Raw genomic sequence first — 21,732 nt, 5'->3', positions numbered from 1 at the left:
CGGCGGAGTTATCAGCGAAACGGATGGAATGGGTTGCACAAATCCATGCCGTGCGTGACGACAAAGACCGGTCTGCGTTTGCAGAGCTGTTTGCTTACTTCGCCCCGCGGGTGAAGTCATTTTTGATGAAATCGGGGGCCAGCCCGGATCTGGCAGAGGAATGTACACAAGAGGTCATGGCAACCCTATGGAATAAGGCCCATCTTTTTGATCCTACAAAGGCGAGTGTATCCACATGGATATTTACCATCGCCCGAAATCGAAAGATTGATTTGCTGCGCAAGCAGCGCAGGCCGGAGCCCGAAGATTTACCATGGGGCCCCGAAGCAGAGCCGGATCAGGCCGATGCATTGGGGATGCAACAAGAGACAGAACAACTGGGTAAGGCGCTGGCGACATTGCCACCCGAACAACGAAAGCTGATCGAACGCGCCTATTTTGGCGAGTTGAGCCACAGCGAAATTGCCGCAGAGACGGGGCTGCCGCTGGGGACTATAAAATCAAGGATACGGTTGGCGTTAGACCGCTTACGCCACGCAATGAAGTGATGAAAAACATGAAGCAAATCAAACACCACCTGACCGAGCCGCTGCTTATGGGATACGCCGCCGGCACTTTGCCGGAAGCGTTCAATCTGGTGGTCGCAACCCATATTACCATGTGCGATACCTGCCGTGCCGCATTGGCAGAATATGAAGCCGTTGGCGGTGAGGTGATGCTGGAGACGGATCCGGTTGATGTTGCAGAGGATGCGCTCGCAGCAACGCTTGCGTTAATTGAAAATGGTCGCTTTGCCGAAACGCCAGCGCCCGTTCGCACGCAGAACTCTGTGTTTCCGGGCCCTTTGCAGGATTACGTGAGCGGCGACATTGATAGCCTCAAGTGGCGCAAGGTCGGCGGCGGCGTCAGCCAGTTTGTTCTGAACACATCCGACGACGCCAGCGTGCGCTTGTTGCGTATTCCCGCGGGGACTGCCGTGCCGGATCACGGGCACCAGGGCACAGAGCTGACCTTGGTGTTGCAAGGCGCGTTTATGGATGAAGATGATCTTTTTGCGACCGGCGACGTTGAAGTCGCAAATGAGGATTTGAACCACACGCCTGTTGCCGCCGAAGGATTGGATTGTATCTGCCTTGCGGCGACGGATGCACCGTTGCGCTTCAACGGGTTTGTACCACGGCTGGCGCAACGCTTCATTGGCATCTAGGAGATTTCTGCCACCACCGCTCTCTGCGCCCCGGTTTTTCCGGGGCGTTTGTCGTTAAACGGTGTGATAGGTTTCCGTGTTGCCATCCACCGCAATGGCCTGCCCGGATAGAAACCTGCCCGCGTCAGACGACAAATATAGACAAAGCCCCGCGATTTCATCGGGTTCGGCGAAGCGGCGAAGTGAGCTTCCTGAAGCGTAGTCCTCATACACATCATCCGGCGTCACGCCACGCGCCTTAGCTTCGGCGGCAAGGACGCGGTCCATCCGGTCGCCGCTGACGGCACCGGGGCAGATTGCATTGCAGCGGATGCCGTATGGCCCCAATTCTGCGGCGATTGTCTTGGTAAATCCGATTACAGCCCATTTCGCCGCCGCATAGGGCGCGCGGAAGGGGACCCCAAAAAGGCCGGACGTCGACGACAGGTTGATGATAACACCGGACTTTTGCGCTTTCATTGCCGGGGCAACGCGCCGCGTGGTCAGCATCTGGGCATCCAGATTGACCGCCAAACAGTGCCGCCACTGGGTCAGGTCGAGTTGTTCCACCGGGTCAGCTTGCCCAGCGACGCCTGCATTGTTTATCAGAACGTCGCAACCGCCATAAGCGTCCAATCCTGCTTGCAGCCACGCATCAACGGCGGCCTCTTCGGTGACATCGACCTTTGTGCCATCCATATTGCCCGGCAAGTGCGCGATGGCGGCTTCGTCCTGATCGCAAAGGTAAACCTGCGCCCCCTGTTCGGCGTAGGATTGCGCGATCACCCGGCCAATACCACCGGCCCCGGCTGTTATGAAGACGCGTTGGCTCATGGTTTGGGGGGTATTACCGCGACGGGTGTTTGGTCTTGCTCCGGGCTGAGTTCCTCGAAATCGAAGTTATCCAAGCGGTCGGCGCGCTTGCCAGCGCGCGTGGCCGCAGTCAGCACACCGGACACGTCGTCGCCAGCTTGTCGTAAATGCGTCTCAAGCTTGCCAGCCTTCTCGCCAATGATTTCGACATCGCGGTGCAGAAGCCGCAGCGCTTTGCGGATTTCGCCCGCCTGTTCGCGCATCCGCGCATCTTTGAGGATCGCGCGCATCGTGTTCAACGTCGCCATGCAGGTGGTGGGCGAAACGATCCAAACCCGCGCATCAAATCCCAGACGCACGACCTCTGGCAGGCGTGCGTGCAGTTCCGCGTAAACCGCCTCCGATGGCAGGAACATGATCGCGCCATCGGCTGTTTCGCCCTCAATGATGTAGCGGTCGCTGATGTCCTTGATGTGTTTGCGGACGGCTTGGCCCAAATCGCGCAAGGCCACTTGCTGCATCTGTTGGGTGTCGGCGGCGGCATAGGCTTCATAGGCCTCAAACGGGAATTTCGCGTCGATGACAATTGGCCCCGGCGGGTTGGGCAAGTGCACCAAACAGTCGGCCCGCTTGCCGTTGGAGAGCGTTGCTTGCAATGCATAGCTATCAGCAGGCAGCGCCTTGGAGACAATATCGGTCAGTTGGATTTCCCCGAACATCCCGCGCCGCTGCTTGTTCGACAGAATATCCTGCAACGACAACACATCGCCCGACAATTTTTCGATGTTCGTTTGCGCTTTGTCGATTGTCGCAAGCCGTTCCTGCAATTCCGTCAGGCTCTTGGTGGTTTTCTCGGATGATCCGGTGAGCGTGTCCTTCATCCGTTCCTGCATGTCGGACAAAGAGCGCGCAGATTTCAGGGCATTGTCAGCGAGCCTTTCGGCCATATGTGCCTGCACCTCTGCCAGACGCGCCTCCATCGTTTGCACGGTCTGCACTTGCGCATTGGCCTGCGCGTCGCTCACCATCTGGATGTTTCCGGCAAGCTGCTGTTGGCCGTGCCCAAGCGATTGGACGTCCTGCGACATGCGTCCAAGCTGCGTTGCAACCATCTCAACCGCGTCGCTGGCCCGTCCTGCGCGCTGCAAGGTGACGAGCAAAATGACAACGATCAAAAGCGCGACAGCACCCGCAATCAGCGCCGCAAGTGTCAGCGGATCGCCTAAATCAATCGTGGTTTCACCAATTTGTATCATGTGCGCCCGAACAGCCGTTCAATATCGCTGAGTTTGAGTTCGACATACGTCGGCCGCCCGTGGTTGCACTGGCCGGACCGCGGCGTGGCTTCCATTTCGCGCAGCAGCGCGTTCATCTCAGCGGCTTGCATCCGGCGCCCTGACCGGATTGACCCATGGCACGCAACACGGCTAAGGATCGCCTCGATTTTGGCTTGCACGGAGGCGCTATCGCCCTGATCGCTCAGTTCATCGACGATATCGCGGATCATCGCGGCGGCGTTGACCTCGCCCAAAATTGCAGGCGTTTCGCGAACCGCGACGGCACCACCGCCGAAGGGTTCGATCCCAAGGCCCAGACGCGATAGATCGTTTGCAATCTCCAGCAATTGCGCCGCTTCGTTTTCGGAGAGTTCCACGATTTCGGGGATCAGAAGCGCCTGCGCCGCGACACCGTTTTCAGCCATTTGCGCTTTCAGCTTTTCATAGACCAGCCGTTCATGCGCTGCATGTTGGTCAACGATCACAATGCCTTTTTCGGTCTGCGCAATGATGTAGTTCTCATGCACCTGTGCGCGGGCGGCCCCCAATGGCAGATCATGCGGTTCATCCGCCGTTTCGGGCTCAATCCGGGCGGAAGGTGCTTCTTGAAACCCCGGTGCTTGCGCCTGAAACGTCAAAGACCGCGCGCTGAAGCTGGGTCGGTCCATTTGATACACGCGTGCGGTCGTTGGCTCAGGCGTCAAAGCGCCAAGCGTCGCATTGGCCACAGTTGTGGAGGCACGATGCCCCGCATCCGCCAAAGCGTGCCGCAACCCAGATACGATCAGGCCGCGCACGGTGCCGGGGTCGCGGAAGCGGACCTCGGATTTCGCGGGATGAACGTTCACATCAACAAGCGTTGGATCACAGTCGATAAAAAGCGCCGCCACCGGATGCCTGTCCCGCGACAGGACATCCATATAGGCGGCGCGCAGTGCGCCCAGCAACATCTTGTCCCGCACAGGGCGTCCGTTCACGAACAGATATTGGGCTACAGCCGCGCCGCGTGAATAAGTCGGGAGTGCTGCGTAGCCCGTCAGGTGGAAACCGTCACGTTCCGCATCAATTGCCAGCGCGTTTTCGGCGAAGTCCTTGCCCAAAACCGTCCGCAAGCGTCCATGCAGCGCATCGAACAGGTCGCCGCTTTCCGCATCCGCCCGGAACACCGTGCGCTGGTCGCCTTTGGAGGCATCGCGCAGGATGAAGGTCACGAAAGGTTCTGCCATTGCCAGCCGCTTGACCACATCCGTGACGGCTTGCGCCTCTGCGCGGTCGGTGCGCAGGAATTTCAGGCGGGCAGGGGTCGCGTAGAACATGTCGCGCAGCGTAATGACGGTGCCTGCCGAAAGTGCAGCAGGGCGCACGCCTTCTGCCTTGCCACCTGCGACAGTGATCTGTGCGGCCTCTTCACCTGTTGCGCGCGATGTGACGGACAGGCGGCCCGTTGCGCCGAGAGAGGGCAAAGCTTCGCCGCGGAACCCGAAGGATGTGATTTTCAACAGGTCGGTGCCGTCGATTTTTGAGGTCGCATGGCGCGACAAGGCCAAGGGTAGATCGTCCGGTGACATCCCGCAGCCATCATCGGTTACTTGGATCAGGGTTTTGCCACCATCCGCGATGATAATCTCGATCCGGCTGGCCCCCGCATCGATGCTGTTTTCAACCAGCTCTTTGACGGCCGACGCAGGGCGTTCCAAGACTTCACCCGCTGCAATTCGGTTGATTGCGGCGTCGTCAAGTTGCCGTATCACGGGCTTTTGCTTTATTTGGGGGTCTGCGATGGCCATGCCACAAGTTATAGCATGGCCATCCGCGATTCTACGAGGGTGAAAAGTGCTAATTGGTGCTGGTCAGACCAACCGGTTTCCCCACAACAACAAAGTGCAAATCATCCGGTTGCATCAGTTCCGATGCGACGCGGTTGATCTCTTCCAATGTGACAGCTTCGACAAAATCATTGCGATTGATGACGTAGTCCGGCGAAAGTCCGACCATTTGCATCCCGACCATGATTTTGGCGATTTCGGCATTGCCGTCGAAGCGTAGCGGGTATTCTCCGGTGAGGTAGGTCTTGGCGCTGGCAAGTTCCCGCGCACTGACACCTTCATTTGCCATCCGCGCCCATTCGCTGCGCGTAACGTCAATCGCCTCTGCGATTGTTTCGTTGGCTGATGCGACTTGTCCCAGCATCAACTCTGCATGGAACATCGGGACCAGCGATGTGCTGATCCCGTAAGTCAGGCCGCGCTCTTCACGGACCTCTTGCATCAGTCGCGATTCAAACCCGCCACCTCCTAGGATGTGGTTGAGGATGAATGCTGCAAAGAAATCCTCATCATCCCGTTTGAGACCCTTTTGCCCGAAGAAGGCCACGGACTGCGGCGTGTCAAAATCCACCACCGTGACCCCGCCTTCGAGCGCAAATTCCGCATCATCCGGCGCGGGGACGCCAGTGGCGGGCAAGCCGCCGAGCAATTCATCGAGCATCTCACCAACGGCTTCTGCGGTTGTGTCGCCCACGACCGCCACATAGAGCCTGTCACGGGTCAGCGCATTGCGATGGGCAACAAACATGTCGTCTTGGGTCAGGGCCGTCACGCTTTCAGCGGTGCCCTGGCGTGAGGATGCATAGGGGTGATCGCCGAATGCCAAGGCGTTAAAGGTGGCGCTGGCGATGGCGTTGGGGTCTTTTTCATCCCCTGCAATCCCCGACAAAACCTGCGCACGCACACGGTCCAAAGCTTCTTGATCGAAGCGGGGGTCCACCAGCGCCTGTCGTAACAAGTCCAGCGCTTCACCCTTGTTTTCCGTCAGAAACCGGGCCGAGATTGATATTGTATCATCGAAGGACCGGAAACTGTAGCTGGCGGCCAGCGCTTCGCGCGCGGACTGGAATTCTTGCGCGGACATGTCACCCGCGCCCTCTTCCAACAGACCGGTCATCAAGTTGATCGCGCCCCGTTTACCCGGCGCGTCCAGCGCCGCGCCACCGCGAAAACGGATTTCAAGGGCGATAAAGGGAATAGAAGGTTCTTCAACAACCCAGGCATTAATCCCACCCGGCGAAGTCACTTGTTTGATGTCAATCTCAGCCTGCGCAGCTGTTGCGCTGATTGCCAGCCAGATGACAGTGATAAAACGGAGCATCAGCGTGCCTCCTCTTGGGTTGCGACGACCCAGCCGGTGACAGCTTGATCCCGGTTCAGCACCTTTTCGGCCACGGCTTTGACGTCTTCTGGCGTGACCGCTTGCAGGATATCGGGCCAAGCTTGCACATCGGCAACGGTCAGGCTTTGCGTCAGGGCCGCGCCATAGCGCTGGGCAAGGGCTTGGGTGTCGTCCATGGCGTAGATTTCAGAGGCGCGCAGTTGGGCGCGGATGCTTTCCATCCGCTCAAGGTCAATGTCACGCGCCATAAACGCTGCGACTTCAGCATCCATCGCCGCTTCTGCCTGGGATAGGCTGACACCATCTGCCGGTGCGACAACAAGCCCGAAAGTCCCTGTATCAAGGCTGGAGCCATTGTATGACGCGCTTGCGAAGATGGCCGTTTGGGTATCGAATTGCAGCGCCTGACCAAGTGCCGAAGTGAAGGACGACCCGCCAAGAAGTTCAGCCAAATAAACGAGCGCTGCGGCATCTTCCTGTGCGCCGGGATCGCGTTCGGGGGCGAGGTAGCTGCGCGCCAGATAGGGCTGGCTGACACGTTCATCGACATATGTAATACGCCGTTCGGCCCTTTGGGGCGGTTCTTGCGGACGCTCGCGCACCGGCAGGTTTTCTTCGGCGGGGATCACGCCATAATACCGCTCTGCCAATGCCAGAACCTCATCCGGATCGACATCACCGGCGACGACTAAAACGGTGTTGTTGGGGGCGTAGTACAAGTCGTAGAAATCGAGAGCATCCTGGAGATCCAGCTGCTCCATCTCGTGTTTCCAGCCGATAATCGGCACGCCGTAGCGGTGGTTTTGGAACAAGGCGGCACGGAATTGCTCACGGGCCAAAGCGCCGGGGCTGTTTTCAGTGCGTTGATTGCGTTCTTCCAGCACCACCTGCCGTTCTGTTTCGACGTCCTCGGCTGTGATGCGCAGATTGTTCATCCGGTTGCTTTCCATCTGCATCATCAACTCAAGCCGGTCTGACGCGATGCGCTGGAAATAAGCCGTATAATCATAGCTGGTAAACGCATTGTCGCGGCCCCCGTTGGCCGCTACCGTGGCCGAGAATTCGCCGGGTGCAAGCACGTCAGTGCCTTTGAACAAAAGATGTTCAAGCAAATGCGCCACACCGGATGCGCCAACCGGCTCATCGGCGGAGCCAACCTTATACCACAGCATTTGCACAACCACTGGCGCGCGATTGTCTTCGATCACAACAACTTCCATTCCGTTGTCGAGCGTATACGTCGTCACCTCTTCGGCCTGTGCGGCCACTGAGGACAAAAGCAAAGCCAGTCCGGCGTACAATCGTTTCATGGGTACCCTTTTTGCAAATCTTGTATAGGGAGATACGCCTGCCACCGCAGGGTTCAAGACGTCATACGCGCTTGTGAGGTCGGTTTACTGTTCAGCGCGGTTTTCACCGCCCGGTGTCGGTTGCGGCAGAGCCAGCGTCGCGGGTGTTTCAAGCGGGGCAGCGGGTGTCACGCGGAAGTTGCTTTGCTCTTGTCCGACATCGCGGAATTCCTTTCCATCCACATTACCGCCGCAGGCTGCAAGCAATGTCAGGGCCAATCCAGAGAGAGTGAGTGCGCGCATTTTTTGCATCCTTTGACACTTTGGACTTTTTTAGCGCAATCGCGGGCCAGCGTCTATGCGGCTTTCTTTTTGTCGTCCGCAAGAAAAGCCAATCCGATTGCGCCGATGAAAATCGCAATATCGGCGACATTGAAGGCGTAAGGGTTGCTGAAACCACAGCAGGACATGTTCAGGAAATCCGCGACCGCGCCGTAGAAGAAACGGTCAATCACGTTGCCCATTGCCCCCCCGATCAGGAACCCGCCTGAGATATGCACCCATTTGCTGCCATCCACCCGGTTCAACCACCAGATCACGACCGCGGTGATCGCAAATGCGACCCCGATCAACACCCAGCGCATGTCGAATTCCGCGAAAAGTCCAAAATTGACGCCACGGTTCCATGCCATGCGCAACACGAGGAACGGTGGGAATACCTCAACCGAGGGCGGATAGGGTAATCGGTCAGAGGAGGTTGTCACCTGCGCCCAAGACAAATTGAAGACCCCGAACAGGACAAAAAACTTTAGAGCCTGATCCAACAGGAAAATCCCAAAGCCCGTCCAGAACATCAGTTTCATCGTCGTTTCCTTTGCAGAGCAACAGAGGATAGCCCCCTCAGATGAGGAAGATCGGGGGCCGTCCGTGCCATAGACACGATCAAGATTTAGTGCCGGAAGTGTCGCATTCCGGTAAAGACCATTGCGATGCCGGCTTCATCGGCCGCCGCGATTACCTCATCGTCGCGCATCGAGCCGCCCGGCTGGATCACGCAGGTTGCCCCCGCCCCCGCCGCTTCCATCAGGCCGTCCGCAAAGGGAAAGAACGCGTCGGACGCAACGGCGGCCCCTTTTGTCAAAGGCGCGGGAAGGCCCATTGCCTTGGCCATGCGTTCCGCCTTTTTGGCCGCAATCAGCGCGCTATCAAGACGCGACATTTGTCCTGCGCCAACGCCAACGGTGGCCATGTCCTTGACGTAGACGATCGCATTTGACTTGACGTGTTTGGCCACTTTCCAAGCAAACAAAAGATCGGCCATCTGTGCTTCTGTCGGGGCCAGTTTGGTCACAACCCTGAGGTCATCCATCCCCACAAATCCGGTGTCCTTGTCCTGCACCAACATGCCACCAGCGACCTGACGATAGGTCGTGATCGGCGTTTTGACGTCCGGTAGGCCTTCCGTTGTCAGCAAACGCAGGTTCTTTTTCGTCGCAAAGACGGCTTTGGCAGCATCGGATGCGCCGGGTGCAATCACGACCTCGGTGAAGATTTCGACGATGGCTTTCGCGGTGGCCTCATCCAAAGGCTGGTTCAGCGCGACAATGCCGCCAAAGGCGCTGGTGCGGTCGCAGTCGAAAGCGTTCTGATAGGCTTCAAGCAGCGTTGCGCCACGGGCCACGCCGCATGGGTTTGCATGTTTGATGATGGCGACCGCCGGGCTGTCTGCCGGATCAAATTCAGCCACAAGTTCAAACGCGGCATCGGTGTCGTTGATGTTGTTGTAAGACAGTTCCTTGCCTTGATGTTGCACAGCGGTTGCGACACCGGGACGGTTGGTTCCGTCGGTGTAGAAAGCCGCCTTTTGGTGGCTGTTTTCGCCGTAGCGCATCACTTGCTTGAAGGTGCCGCTGAATGACCGTCGGCGCGGGCTTTCGGCGTTGATGGCGCCCGCCATCCAACTGCTGACGGCGGTATCGTAGGCGGCAGTGCGCGCATAAGCCGTTTGTGCAAGGCTTTGGCGTAGCGCCAGCGTCGTCTGCCCGTCATTCGCGTCGAGTTCGGCCAGCAAAGCAGCGTAGTCTTCGACATCTGTGACGACGTTCACGAAAGCATGGTTCTTGGCTGCGGATCGGATCATCGCCGGACCACCGATATCAATATTTTCGATGCAGGTATCGAAATCTGCGCCTTTGGCGACTGTTTCCTCAAACGGATAAAGATTGACCACAAGCAGGTCGATAGGCCCGATGTTATGTTCGACCATCGCATCACGATGACCTTGCAGATCGCGCCGCGCAAGCAGGCCACCATGCACGACCGGATGAAGCGTTTTCACGCGCCCGTCCATCATCTCAGGAAAGCCTGTCACATCGGCGACATCGCGCGCTTCAAGGCCCGCATCGCGCAACGCCTTTGCCGACCCACCCGTCGACAGCAATTCAACCCCGCGTGCAGCGAGCGCTTGTCCAAGCTCAATCAGCCCGGTTTTGTCGGAAACGGAAAGCAGCGCGCGGCGCAGTGGTGCAAGGTCGGTCATATGGGTCCCCGATGAGGCTTAGGTATCAAATTCCATCGGATCGGCTTGCACGAAATCACGCACGACGTCAGGCGTGTCACGTGCCTTGGCCAAAGACCAACGGACGCGTGTCGCATAGGCCATTGCGCTGCCGGATAAAACCACCTGTTGCGCCGGACGTGGCACTAATCGTCCATTTTGCAGATAAACTGATGGCAAAAGGCGCAATTCTGCCTGCCCATCGTGGCGCAGGACCCAAACCTCACCGGATTTCAGGCGCATCGCGATGGTCTGCCCGTTCTTGTCTTGAGAGGTTTCAACATCAGCGTGCAAATGAAACCGCAAAGCAAACGGAATGCCGCGTAGACCGGTTTGCGCCTTCGCGCGATCAAAGACTGCCTTGTCCCTATCGTCGAGCGTGGCCAAAATATCGTCGCCATCCAGACTGCGCCCGTCTACTGACATTTGCAGTATCCGCCCATGTGTCAGCCCGTGACTTGCCTGATAGCCATTGTGCGACATCTCCAGCCGGCGACCCTCAGCGTTGGCAATGACATTGCCGCGGACGACATCTGGCCGAGCAGTCAGTAATTCCTTGCCAAAGCGCATATGGGCCAGATGCGAAGATGAGACCCCCTCGATCATCGTCGTGGAATGGCTGGGTGTCGCGCGGCTGGCCCGCCGCCATTTGGCACCGAAACGCGCTCCGGACCCACAGTTGACGATCAGAGGACGCCGCCCAGACGTGAGTTCGAAAGCCAACGTACTTGCGTGGCCATCTGCCGATGCGGCACCGCCGGGAGGTGCTGCTGCGTCCGCGATCAGCGTTGTTCGTCCGCCAGTCAACCGCGCGAAGCCCATATGCAGCCCATTGTCGGGGGCATCCCGCACACCGGACGCGGCCAGCGCGTGATCGAGCCGCCCGTCAATGCCAGCCCCGCCACCATGAAAACGCGCCAGATTGGCATCCGCGTGTCGCAAGGCCCGCAGGACGGGTGCAATTCGTTCGATTGCGTGTGTGATTGGCGCAGGCACATCCTGTCCGGCCGCCGCCAGCGCCTGCACGGTCCAATTCAACAGGCTCAGGATCTCAAGCAGTTCTTCGGGGTTGCGTGTCGTGATTGCGCCACCTTCATCAACGTGAGTTTCGCAGTCATCGCTCAGGGCCGTCAGCGCGGGGCCTGTTTGGTCTGCCAGACCTTCCAGCGACAGACCTGCATAAATCGTGCCTGCCAGCGCCTCAAATCTGCGCAATCCGGGCGCGGAGGCCTGCCAACGACGTCCCAGAAAAAGCGTTTGCCGTGCGAGGCTTTGGAAAAACTGCGCGCTTGCGTCTTTGTCTTGGCCGCGCAGTAACAAGTGCCCGTGGTTGATCCAGCGCATGACGCGGCGGCCCGTGATACCGGGCGTCCATCCTTCGCCCCGTCCGTTGCCGAAACGCGCGATCCAATCAAAGACCCAATCCTGCGCGCGCAATCTTGCGGTTTCATCGCCGAATGCGGCCAGATCATCGAGCCATGTGCAGCCTTGCAACTCATCTCTCACGTTGTGATTGTCTGGTGCGATGTCCCAAATGGAGATGCTGGGGTCTTCAAGATAGAGGCCAGAAAACAGAAACTTACCGGCGACCAGTTGCTGCCCCTTTTCAACAACGCCAATGCTGTTGGGTTCAGGCGGGGAGACAAACCGTGTGGCGATTTTGCTGCGCGCTGCGCGCCGCGCATGATAGCGGTGCATGGACTGGATGCGGCGCTGTCGCCATGTGGTGGATTGTGCCAAGTCCCGCTGCCCTGCTTGAAATGCGTCAGAAGTGTTTTCCCAGACCTTGCAACAAGATTGGTTTCAAGTCACGCGGGCTTTCGCAAGACCGCCATGTAGAAGCCGTCCATCCCACCTTGATCCGCCCAATAGTCAGGACGCAGACGCAGGCCACCTTCAGGTGTCGCCCAGGCCGAATCAGTCCCGGCAGGTTGCGGCGTTTCAGCTGTCACGCCGGGATGGCGGGACAATGCCGCTTCAACTTGTACTTCGCCTTCGTCTGGCAAAAGCGAGCAGGTACAGAACACAAGCCGCCCACCCGGCTTCAACAAGCCGAGCGCGTGGTCGATCATCGCTCCTTGCTGGTCCATCAATGCGCCAAACTCTGACCCGTCCTTGGCATAGGGCAGGTCAGGATGCCGCCGGATTGTACCTGTCGCAGAGCAGGGGGCATCAAGGACAATCGCATCAAAGCCAGTTTCATCAAATTCGAAAGCATCGCTGACAATCGTGCGCACCTGAAGCCCGACCCGCGTCAAGTTTTCTGTCACCCGCGCCATGCGTCGTTCCGACAGATCCACGGCGGTGACCTTGGCGCCCAAAGCTGCCAGTTGCATTGCCTTTCCGCCCGGGGCCGCGCAAAGATCAAGCACCTTGAGACCACTTGCATTGCCGAGCAATTTTACAGGCAGGGCTGCTGCTGCATCCTGCACCCACCAGTCGCCCGTTTCAAAGCCGGGCAGGGCCGAAACCTGACCGGCGTTGACAACACGCACCGACCCCGTTGGCAGAACGACGCCTCCAACGGCTTTGGCAACGTCATTGGCATCCGCTTTGGGTGTCAGGTCCAAAGGTGCGCCCAAAAAATGCGCCGCCTCGATGCCAGTGACCGCGTCGCGCCCCCAAGCCGCCACCAATGGCTGGCGCAACCAGCCCGGTGTCAGAGGGATCGCGCGCTTGGTCCAACCGGCGGGCCCCTCGGCTGCAATTTTGCGCAAGACCGCGTTGGTCAGCCCTTTCATCGCTTGCGTGCGTTTGTTGCGTGCAACGATTTCGACATAGGCGTTGACGACACCATGTGCCGCTTCGCCTGCGCAAAGCTCAATCACACCCAAACGCAGGGCGTTCATTACATGCGGCGGCGGTGCTTTCTTCAGATAGGGCTTCAACATCCGGTCGGCGCGGTCCAAGCCACGCAATGTATCTGTGGCAAGGCGCTGGGCGCGGGCGCGGTCGTCGTTTTCCAGTCGTGCCAATGCGCCGCCTGCGATCAATTCGGCCATCAGCCGCCCGTCTTGGGTGATTTCCATCAGTAGATGATGGGCTGTGCGTCGGGCAGGCAGGCCGGTTTGTGTCATGGGTGTCTCACTTGAAGCTGGCTGCGCGCGGGGTATATCAAAGCTGTGCCCGCGACAAGGAGACGGCCCCCATGACCGACGAAGTGAAAAAAGACCTCCCCCCCGCTGCGAAACGTGCCCTGGCCGAAGCTGATGCCCGCCGCAAGACCGCTGAGGCGGAAGCCTTGCCGACAGAGCTTGGTGGACGTGACGGGCCCGAACCCGTGCGCTTTGGCGATTGGGAGAAAAAAGGCATCGCTATCGATTTCTGACAAGGGCGTGCGAACGCTTGCCTCTGGTTGGGCGACGTGTAGATTGTGTGCACTGCTGAAAAGGATGCTGCCGTGTTCGCCAAACCTCTGTTCGTCACTTGCGCCTTTCTGGCGCTCGCTAGCTGCGGCTTGCCGCGTGGAGCCGGTTTCGCATCTGAGGTCTTATCAGCGTCCAACGTGAATACAGCCGATGCCGGCGAGGATCCCGCCTATGATTTTGCGGTCTATGAGGTGAACCGCGCCACCTTGCCGGTCTTGGCCGCTTGGCCTGCGCGCACGGCTGAACCGCTGCCTTGGATCCACGCCCGCAAGCAGCCCGCAAGTCTGATGATTGCCGAAGGCGATATGCTGCAGCTTTCAATCTGGGACGCGGAAGACGATTCGATTTTTGGCGGCGGCGGTTTTACCGCGTTGCCCCCCACCGAAGTTGATGCCGCTGGTCGGATATTTGTCCCGTTCATAGGTGAGTTACGCGTGAGCGGCATGTCATCAACCACGGCCCGTCAACGGATCGAGGAAGAACTGGTGCGCACCGTACCATCGGCGCAGGTTCAGCTTGCCGTTGAAGCCGGGCGCGAAAATACCGTCAATCTTGCCGCTGGCGTTAGTGCGCCCGGGCTTTACCCGCTGCCTGCCCGCAACTTCACCATTCTTGAGCTCTTTTCCATGTCTGGCGGGCCAAACACCGCCTTTGTGTCCCCGCAGGTGCGTCTTATCAGGGACGGCCGGACATACGGCATCCCTTTCGCGCGCTTGTTGGAAGAACCGCAGTTGAACGCGACGGTGAAAGGCGGTGACCGGATATTTGTAATTGACGACGAACGGGAATTTATCACGCTCGGCTCCACGGGCTCCCAGTCCATATTCGCATTCCCGGAGGATGATTTTTCCGCATTGGAAGCAATGTCGCTGATCGGAGGCGTGAATGGTGGCAGCGGCAATCCCGAGAAAGTCCTCGTGATGCGCGCCTATGATCCGGCTGATGTGCGCGATGGCGTTGTCGGGCCGCCAAATGACCGGGTTGTTTTCACTATTGACCTGACATCCGCCGATGGCGTGTTTTCCGCGGGCGGTTTCATGCTTGAAGATGGCGATCTGATTTACGGCACCGAAAGCGCGCTTGGTCCTGCGCTTACTCTGGTGGGTTTGCGCAGCACTATTTCATCAACTTTGGGGCAATAGGTCTTAGAACAGCATAAGATCGTCGGCGAGGGCAGCCGTGTCATAGATATCTTCAATCAGGAGCCTGTCTCCCGTGTCGAAGGTGATCGCGATCCCTGTTTGAGTGGTTTCCCCATAAACAAACAAGAGATCAGCAGCAGATGTCAATCCGGTCCAGAGACTCGGATCAAGCCGGATCGTATCCTCACCGGATTGATAATCGGTGATGACGTCCTGACCACCGTTGAAAACAAAGGTGTCGGCACCGCTGCCCCCGCGCAAGAGATCGTCACCGAACCCCCCTTCAAGCCAGTCGTCACCTGCGCCGCCATAAAGCGTGTCCGAACCGTCTTCACCGAAAAGCATATCATCACCGGCGCGCCCAAAGAGGGTGTCATTGCCATCGCCTGCTTGCACGACATCATGCCCGGCCCCCGCGAAGAGAAGATCAAAGTTTTCAGTGCCAAAAATGACTTCGGCGTTGCCTTGACCGTTGACCACTGATCCGTCTGCCGGGCTGGTGGGCAGGTCTAACGCATCGCGCAGGATACTTTGGTTGCTTTCTTCGAGTTCCCGAACCGGCGTCATCGGGTCATAAGGCCCGCCTTGATTGGCTGCGGGTTCGGCCCCGCCAAAGAGGTCAACCGGTGTGGCCGGACCGGGATATCCGGGCGTGAGATTGACGGGCACGCGTGATCCGCCGATCAAATCGGTTGACGCCACATCGCGGTAGTCAATCGGGCCACCATCTGCAGTTTGTACAATCAGTGTCTCATCGCCATAGATGATCTGCATCCCGTCACTGCGCATGGTCATGCTAAGCTGGCTGCTGTCGCGCAGCATCGGCCAGAGCGATAGGTCAATCTGGTCTTCGCCCAATGTGAAATCCGTGATGGTGTCCGGCTGGCCATCCGCTGTCATCACAAACAGGTCACGCCCGGCGCCGCCAGTAAGCCGGTCGCTGCCGCCGCCGTCGCGCAGGATGTCGTTGCCGGCATCTGCCCTAATGATGTCATCACCATCATGGCCTTGCAGGATGTCAAAACCACCTGTGCCCAGCAGCAAACCACCACCCAGACCTGCGGTCGCGGTGATCCCTGCGGCACCAGTGTCGTAGTTAAGCTGGGTCACGCCCGCCTCGCTGCTGCTTGCGACGAAAATCTCCAATCCGTCCTGGCCTGCGAAACCTGCAATTGCGCTCACGTTATCCAGCGCATAATCGACCGTGTCTGCGATCTGTGCGCGATGTACCAGCAGGCCGCCTTCCAGCAAAACAAAGACGGAAATCCCGTCGTCCGCGCCGCCTGCCACAACATAGGCTTTGTCATTCTGTTTGATGATCTCAACCGCCACGACACCGCCGAAACGGGTGATGAGGGTGTCCAGAATATGATCGCGCACGATCATTCCGCCGTCCTGGCCGACTTCAACAACGCTGAGGCTGTCAGTGCCCGCCGCCGCCACCACCGCGTACCCAACGCCGCCAAGCGTGACCGTCGCCATGTCAGTTGGCGCGTTGATCCAGAGCCCGTCATCAACGCCGATGGATTTGAATTCGGACAGCGTGCCATCTTCACCAATCAGCCGACTGGAGACACCATTTTGCGCCGTGCTGATTGTCAAAAGGTAAAACTGACCGCCAGACATCACCTGCGCAGTACCGGTGATCTGTGCTGCCGTGAGTGCGGTCGGATCTTGCAGGATCGCTTGATCCTGCAACACACCTGCCTGGCTGAATTGAAGCTGTGCAATACCAGTGCTGTTGGCGAAAGCCCCGTAGATGACCTGTGTGCCGTCTTGCAGGGCCACGGTCGTGGTGTACTGCAAACCGGCAAAGCTTGCCGGCAATGACGTCAGCGCAGTTTGTCCGATCATCGCGCCATCACCGTCCAATGTGACAAGCTGCAATCTGTCCTGATCCATGCCGCCGGTCAAAAGCGCCAATCCGGTTTCCGTTTCAACAAAGCCAAGCGCACCCGCCCCGCCAAGCTGCAAAGCGCCCGAGAATGCGATGTTTTGCCCGACTTCTATCGTGCCTGAGCCCAAATCCCATTGCTGTAAAACCCCGTCATAGCGGGTGACACTAAAAAGCTGCGGTCCCAACGGCAGCTCATGCAGCACCAGTTGTGTGATGCGCGAATGATCGATGCTCGCCTCATCAACAGCGAATCCCTTAAAGGTCAATTCCAACATGCCATCTCCTTGTCCTTGAACGTGTCGGGGAATCGCAGGAACCCGCATCAGATCGCGCATATTTCTGAAGAACTGGTGTATTTGGTTTTGTGGCGTGTAAGGTTTTGCGATATACAACTTTAAGGGGTTTTAAGGGGCCTAATATGCCGCCAAGTTTTGGTACCAGCGGATTGCGCGGCCGCGTCATCGATCTGACAGAGCCTGTCGTGCGCCGATATATCGCTGCGTTTTCGATTGCCTGTGATTTGGGCGAGGCTGTCTTTGTGGGTCACGATCTGCGCAGCTCTTCGCCGCAGCTTGCCGAAACGGTGGCGCTGGCTTTGCAAAACTGCGGGCATAACGTCTTTGTTTGCGGGCCCGTTTCGACACCCGCGCTGGCGTTGGCGGCTGGCAAGGCCGGGGCAAGTGCGGTGATGGTAACGGGCAGTCACATCCCGGCTGATCGCAATGGGTTGAAGTTTTACACGCCCACCGGCGAGATCAGCAAATCACACGAAGCGGCGATCGTCGCGGCGCTGAACCGCGACCGTCCCGCCATGCCAAAGCACCCCTTATGCCAAAGGGACGATATCATGGCGCTCTACGGTGCGCGCTACATGCAGGCCTTCCCTGATGCGTTGCAGGGGCAGCGTATCGGTATTTTTGCCCATAGTGCGGTTGGGCGCGAACATTTGTTTGCGCTTTGTCAGGATCTTGGTGCGACCACATTTGCCTTGGGTCGCAGCGACGATTTCGTTCCGCTGGACACCGAAGCGGTATCACCGCAGATGCGTGACCAATTCCGGGACTGGGCGAGCGTGCATCGGCTTGATGCGATTGTCTCAACCGATGCGGATGGTGACCGCCCTTTGTTGACAGATGAGACGGGCGCACTTGTTGCGGGGGATATTCTGGGGCAAATCACCGCCCGCTGGCTTGGGGCGACGCATGTCGTCACGCCGGTCTCATCGAATTCCGGTGTCGAGCTTTCGGGCCATTTCGATACGGTCGTGCGCACGAAGATCGGATCCCCTTATGTGCTTGAGGCGATGTCCCAACATATTGGACGGGCCGTTGGATATGAGGCAAATGGCGGATTCATCCTCGGATTTCAGGCCGGATCGTTGGCACCTTTGATGACGCGGGATGCTTTGTTACCGCTTTTCGCGGTGCTGTCGCTTGCCGGCGCGAATGGGGTTGCGGCTCTCGTGGCGGATGAACCCAAACGGGTGACCGCAAGTGACCGATTGCAGGAGATTGCGCCAGAGCGCGCGGCCGCTGTCCTCGGTATGTTGGCCAGTGACCCGAGCGGGCGCGCCGATTTCTTGCGCGGAATTGATGCTGACGCCTGCGCAGTCGATGAAACGGATGGCGTGCGCATGTCGCTTGCGGATGATGTGTTTTTGCATTTGCGCCAATCGGGAAACGCGCCTGAGCTGCGTATCTACACCGAAGCGGACGACAAGACCAAGGTGGACGCGCTGCTGATAGCTGCAAGGCAGGCGATGCGTCGCGCCTTGGACTAGGGCCTAGCTGTCAGCGCCATATCCATCTGGGTTCTTGGATTGCCACGCCCAAGTGCTCGCCGCCATGTCATTGAGATCGTGGGTTGCCTGCCAGCCCATTTCCGCGTTGGCGCGGCTGGCATCGGCAAGCATCGCGGCTACATCACCGGGACGGCGGGAGGTGACTTGCGTTGGGATTTTTCGGCCGGACGCGCGTTCAAAGGCTTTGACCATGTCGAACACGCTGTAGTTCTGGCCGGTTCCGATATTGAACGGACGCGCGCCTGTGTGCCTCTGCGCATAGTCCAGAGCGGCCACATGCGCGCGCGCCAGATCGACCACATGGATATAATCGCGCAGACCAGTTCCGTCGGGCGTGTCGTAGTCATCCCCGAAAACGGCAAGCGCGTCCCGTTTGCCAACCGCGACTTGGGCAATGAAGGGCATCAGGTTGTTGGGAATATCACGCGGGTCTTCGCCCAAATCGCCCGAGGCGTGGGCTCCGACCGGGTTGAAGTAGCGGAGCAAGACGGCGCCGCGCGGCGCGTCTGCCGCGGCCCAATCCGTCAGAATTTGCTCTGCCATCAGCTTCGTGCGGCCATAGACCGACATTGGGTTTGTTGGGTGGGTCTCATCGTAGGGCAGGTATCGCGGTTCGCCGTAGACGGTGGCCGAGGACGAAAAGACGATCTTGTTGCAGCCCGCGCGCGACATGGCGTTCAGCAAGGCCAACGTCCCGCTGATATTCACATCATAATAGGCCAAAGGCTTCCGGGCGCTTTCGCCAACAGCTTTCAGACCTGCGAAATGGATGACGGCATCGGGCCGGAAATCCTGCATGAGATTGTCGAGGGTGCTGGCATCGCGCACATCGCCGGTTACATCGCCAAGCTCACCATTGGACAGGGCGCGGACCCGTGTGAGCACTTGGGGCGTCGCATTGCTGTAGTTATCAAGAACACAAACCTCATGACCCTGCGCCATCAGCTCCAGCAATGTGTGACTGCCGATATAGCCTGCTCCACCCGTGACCAAGACGCGCATTGTGATCCCTTTTTCGCCCTGCAAACACCTTTATGCAGTCTGACGGCGCTTAACAACGGGCATAGGCATCCTGATGGCGCACAATGTCGTCTTCGCCCAGATAGGCGCCGGTTTGAACCTCAATCAGGATCATCGGCACTTTACCCGGATTTTCGAGCCGGTGACGGGTGCCCAACGGGATATAGATCGACTGGTTTTCGGTGACGAGTTCCTGCGTGTTGCCGACGGTCACCTTTGCCGTACCGGCCACAACGATCCAATGCTCTGAGCGATGGTGGTGTGACTGCAAAGACAGCGCGCAGTCCGGCTTGACAACGATCCGTTTGACTTGAAAGCGTGCGCCCGTGGCGAGGCTCTCAAACCAGCCCCATGGCCGGTGGTCTATCGGGAAGACCTCCGCCTGTGCGGAGCCCGCTGATTTTAGCTGCTGGACGGCGACTTTGACGTCTTGCGTGCGGTCCTTGTGGCTGATGAGTACCGCATCAGGCATTGCAACGGCGACGATGTCCTGCAACCCGATCCCAACGACGCTTTGGCCATCGACTTCGGAGCGCAGCAGCACATTGTCGCAATCAATTGCGGTGGCATCGCCGGACAAGGCGACGCCGTTGTTTTCTGTTTCGCGCCAAACCGCGTTCCAGTCGCCCATGTCGGACCAGGCGCCATGAAATGGGGCCACTGAGAGGTTGGGCGCTTTTTCCATGATCGCATAGTCGATGGATTTGGCCGCGAGCAGTGCCCACGCATCGGCTGCCAACCGCGTGAAGCCAAGGTCCTTCTGCCCATTTGCGAGCGCTTTTTCGACATCGGCGCGTATCTGAGGCGCGTAGGTGTCAAATGCAGCCAGAAGCGTGCGCGCTGTGAACAGATAAAGACCGGCGTTCCAAAGATATCGCCCGCTGTGCAGCATCGCGGCAGCGGTGGATAGATCAGGCTTTTCAACGAAACCTTGCAGCTTGTGCAGCCGATCACCGGTTGCTTCGCCAACCTCCAGATAGCCGTAACCTGCTTCCGGGCGGTCCGGGGCGATCCCGAAGGTGACGATCTGACCATTGCGCGCGGCAGGTACGGCGGCTCGCACTGTGGCGTCAAATGATGCCGCGTCAGGGATCAGGTGATCCGACGGTGCAACCAGAACAAGTTGGTCGGGATCGTCACGGGACGCATGTAGTGCACCGGCCAAAATGGCGGGGGCTGTGTCACGGGGCGTTGGTTCAATCAGAACGCTGTCGGCCGTGACCTCTATCTCTTGCAGTTGCTGGAGGGCGACAAAGCGGAAGTCCTCTCCTGTCATGATGACGGGTGGCGCGTAGAGATCGCCTGTTAGCCGCGTGACGCTGTGCTGAAACAGTGTGCTGTCACCCAGTAGTCTGGAAAACTGCTTTGGAAAACTTTTGCGCGACACTGGCCAAAGTCGCGTGCCGGAGCCACCACATAGGATGACAGGTGTAATGCGTGACTGTGTCATGACGCACGCAATTCGCGGCCAGCCTCTAGCTGGGCGCAGAACCAGTCATAGGTATCAGAAAGACCGTCGCGCAGTGAAATCTGTGACCGCCAGCCCAGAGAGCTGAGGAGCGCAACATCCAACAGCTTGCGCGGCGTGCCGTCGGGTTTGCTTGGGTCGGTTTCGATCCTTCCTTGGTAGTCTGTGACTTCTGCGATCATCCCTGCGAGGTCTGCGATTGCGATGTCTTGGCCGCTGCCTACGTTGATGTGGCTTTGAAATGGCGATGTGGCGGATTGATAGAGATGCGCAGGCAGGCGCATGACATGCAGTGCCGCTTCGGCCAGATCGTCCACGTGCAGAAACTCCCGTCGTGGGCTGCCGCTGCCCCAAAGGGTCACAACCGGTTGTCCCGTGACGCGTGCCGCATGAAAGCGTTGCATCAAGGCCGGAAGAACATGCGCATTTTGGGGGTGGAAATTGTCATGCGGGCCATAAAGGTTTGTCGGCATCACAGAGCGGTAGTCGCGCCCATATTGCTGATTGTAGCTTTCGCACAGCTTGATCGCGGCGATTTTGGCAATCGCATATGGTGCGTTCGTCGGTTCCAGCGCGCCGGTCAACAAAGCGCTCTCGGGGATTGGTTGGGCGCTGTCGCGTGGGTAGATACATGAGGAACCGAGTTGCAAAAGCTGGGGCACGTCAGCTTGATGGGCCGCGTTGATAAGATTGGCCGCGATCATCAGGTTGTCATGAATGAAGGCACCGGGGTGCGTGGCATTTGC

Annotated in this window: 19 protein-coding genes; 5 read left to right on the top strand and 14 right to left on the bottom strand. The window is 58.6% G+C overall.

The genetic code is table 11. The annotated features are described in order from the left end of the window. Positions 1-23: 23 nt before the first annotated feature. Together ACFDSS_RS02735 and ACFDSS_RS02730 are read left to right on the top strand one after the other, a co-directional pair. Positions 24-548, top strand: coding sequence for a sigma-70 family RNA polymerase sigma factor (locus ACFDSS_RS02735; protein WP_375254252.1), 525 nt, complete (start codon positions 24-26; stop codon positions 546-548). 8 nt (positions 549-556) lie between these two features. Then, positions 557-1,207 (top strand): ChrR family anti-sigma-E factor, encoded by a 651-nt coding sequence (locus tag ACFDSS_RS02730; protein ID WP_375254251.1) that lies wholly within the window; start codon positions 557-559, stop codon positions 1,205-1,207. 54 nt (positions 1,208-1,261) lie between these two features. On the opposite strand, the gene ACFDSS_RS02725 is transcribed toward ACFDSS_RS02730, so the two are convergent. The 10 genes from ACFDSS_RS02725 to ACFDSS_RS02680 form a co-directional block, all read right to left on the bottom strand. Beyond that, positions 1,262-2,020, bottom strand: a complete 759-nt coding sequence (locus ACFDSS_RS02725) for an SDR family oxidoreductase (protein ID WP_375254226.1) — start codon at positions 2,018-2,020, stop codon at positions 1,262-1,264. Next, a complete protein-coding gene (locus tag ACFDSS_RS02720; protein WP_375254225.1) occupies positions 2,017-3,255 on the bottom strand; it encodes a DNA recombination protein RmuC in 1,239 nt (412 codons plus the stop codon). Before ACFDSS_RS02720 ends, ACFDSS_RS02725 begins: the two co-directional genes overlap by 4 nt. Then, positions 3,252-5,063: a DNA mismatch repair endonuclease MutL gene (gene mutL / locus ACFDSS_RS02715; protein ID WP_375254224.1), complete on the bottom strand. Its 1,812-nt coding sequence runs from the start codon at positions 5,061-5,063 to the stop codon at positions 3,252-3,254. Before mutL ends, ACFDSS_RS02720 begins: the two co-directional genes overlap by 4 nt. A gap of 49 nt (positions 5,064-5,112) precedes the next feature. Continuing rightward, a complete protein-coding gene (locus ACFDSS_RS02710) occupies positions 5,113-6,423 on the bottom strand; it encodes a M16 family metallopeptidase (protein ID WP_375254223.1) in 1,311 nt (436 codons plus the stop codon). After that, a complete protein-coding gene (locus tag ACFDSS_RS02705; RefSeq protein WP_375254222.1) occupies positions 6,423-7,754 on the bottom strand; it encodes a M16 family metallopeptidase in 1,332 nt (443 codons plus the stop codon). Before ACFDSS_RS02705 ends, ACFDSS_RS02710 begins: the two co-directional genes overlap by 1 nt. A gap of 84 nt (positions 7,755-7,838) precedes the next feature. After that, complete coding sequence (locus tag ACFDSS_RS02700; protein ID WP_375254221.1) at positions 7,839-8,036, bottom strand: DUF3035 domain-containing protein; 198 nt, start codon at positions 8,034-8,036, stop codon at positions 7,839-7,841. A gap of 53 nt (positions 8,037-8,089) precedes the next feature. Next, positions 8,090-8,596 (bottom strand): signal peptidase II, encoded by a 507-nt coding sequence (locus tag ACFDSS_RS02695; protein WP_375254220.1) that lies wholly within the window; start codon positions 8,594-8,596, stop codon positions 8,090-8,092. A gap of 86 nt (positions 8,597-8,682) precedes the next feature. After that, positions 8,683-10,272 carry a bifunctional phosphoribosylaminoimidazolecarboxamide formyltransferase/IMP cyclohydrolase gene (gene purH, locus ACFDSS_RS02690; RefSeq protein ID WP_375254219.1) on the bottom strand — a complete coding sequence of 530 codons (1,590 nt, stop codon included), beginning with the start codon at positions 10,270-10,272 and terminating at the stop codon, positions 8,683-8,685. Between the two features lie 18 nt (positions 10,273-10,290). Next, on the bottom strand, positions 10,291-12,030 hold the full coding sequence (locus tag ACFDSS_RS02685) for a heparinase II/III family protein (protein WP_375254218.1): 1,740 nt from the start codon (positions 12,028-12,030) through the stop codon (positions 10,291-10,293). Positions 12,031-12,098: 68 nt separating this feature from the next. After that, positions 12,099-13,367 (bottom strand): RsmB/NOP family class I SAM-dependent RNA methyltransferase, encoded by a 1,269-nt coding sequence (locus ACFDSS_RS02680; protein ID WP_375254217.1) that lies wholly within the window; start codon positions 13,365-13,367, stop codon positions 12,099-12,101. A gap of 71 nt (positions 13,368-13,438) precedes the next feature. Here ACFDSS_RS02680 and ACFDSS_RS02675 point away from each other — a divergent pair, with 71 nt between their 5' ends. Together ACFDSS_RS02675 and ACFDSS_RS02670 are read left to right on the top strand one after the other, a co-directional pair. Next, positions 13,439-13,618 (top strand): DUF1674 domain-containing protein, encoded by a 180-nt coding sequence (locus ACFDSS_RS02675; RefSeq protein ID WP_375254216.1) that lies wholly within the window; start codon positions 13,439-13,441, stop codon positions 13,616-13,618. 72 nt (positions 13,619-13,690) lie between these two features. Beyond that, the gene (locus tag ACFDSS_RS02670; RefSeq protein WP_375254215.1) at positions 13,691-14,800 is read left to right on the top strand and encodes a polysaccharide biosynthesis/export family protein; all 1,110 of its coding nucleotides are present in this window, start codon (positions 13,691-13,693) and stop codon (positions 14,798-14,800) included. Between the two features lie 3 nt (positions 14,801-14,803). Here the strand turns inward: ACFDSS_RS02670 and ACFDSS_RS02665 are convergent, their stop codons facing one another. After that, positions 14,804-16,972, bottom strand: a complete 2,169-nt coding sequence (locus tag ACFDSS_RS02665) for a calcium-binding protein (protein ID WP_375254214.1) — start codon at positions 16,970-16,972, stop codon at positions 14,804-14,806. Positions 16,973-17,115: 143 nt separating this feature from the next. Between ACFDSS_RS02665 and ACFDSS_RS02660 the strand changes: the two genes are divergently transcribed. After that, positions 17,116-18,477, top strand: a complete 1,362-nt coding sequence (locus tag ACFDSS_RS02660) for a phosphomannomutase (RefSeq protein WP_375254213.1) — start codon at positions 17,116-17,118, stop codon at positions 18,475-18,477. Positions 18,478-18,480: 3 nt separating this feature from the next. On the opposite strand, the gene galE is transcribed toward ACFDSS_RS02660, so the two are convergent. The 3 genes from galE to ACFDSS_RS02645 all read right to left on the bottom strand — a co-directional run. After that, positions 18,481-19,500 carry a UDP-glucose 4-epimerase GalE gene (gene galE, locus ACFDSS_RS02655; RefSeq protein WP_375254212.1) on the bottom strand — a complete coding sequence of 340 codons (1,020 nt, stop codon included), beginning with the start codon at positions 19,498-19,500 and terminating at the stop codon, positions 18,481-18,483. A 49-nt stretch (positions 19,501-19,549) separates the two neighbouring features. Beyond that, positions 19,550-20,968 (bottom strand): mannose-1-phosphate guanylyltransferase/mannose-6-phosphate isomerase, encoded by a 1,419-nt coding sequence (locus tag ACFDSS_RS02650; RefSeq protein WP_375254211.1) that lies wholly within the window; start codon positions 20,966-20,968, stop codon positions 19,550-19,552. Beyond that, the coding region (locus ACFDSS_RS02645) for a GDP-L-fucose synthase family protein (protein ID WP_375254210.1) at positions 20,965-21,732 on the bottom strand (768 nt) is incomplete at its 5' end. The genes ACFDSS_RS02650 and ACFDSS_RS02645, both read right to left, overlap by 4 nt.

The organism is Yoonia sp., assembly GCF_042093035.1.
Classification (GTDB): domain Bacteria; phylum Pseudomonadota; class Alphaproteobacteria; order Rhodobacterales; family Rhodobacteraceae; genus Yoonia.
The sequence above is the reverse complement of the archived record's forward strand: the minus strand, read 5'-3'. Positions and strand labels throughout refer to the sequence as shown.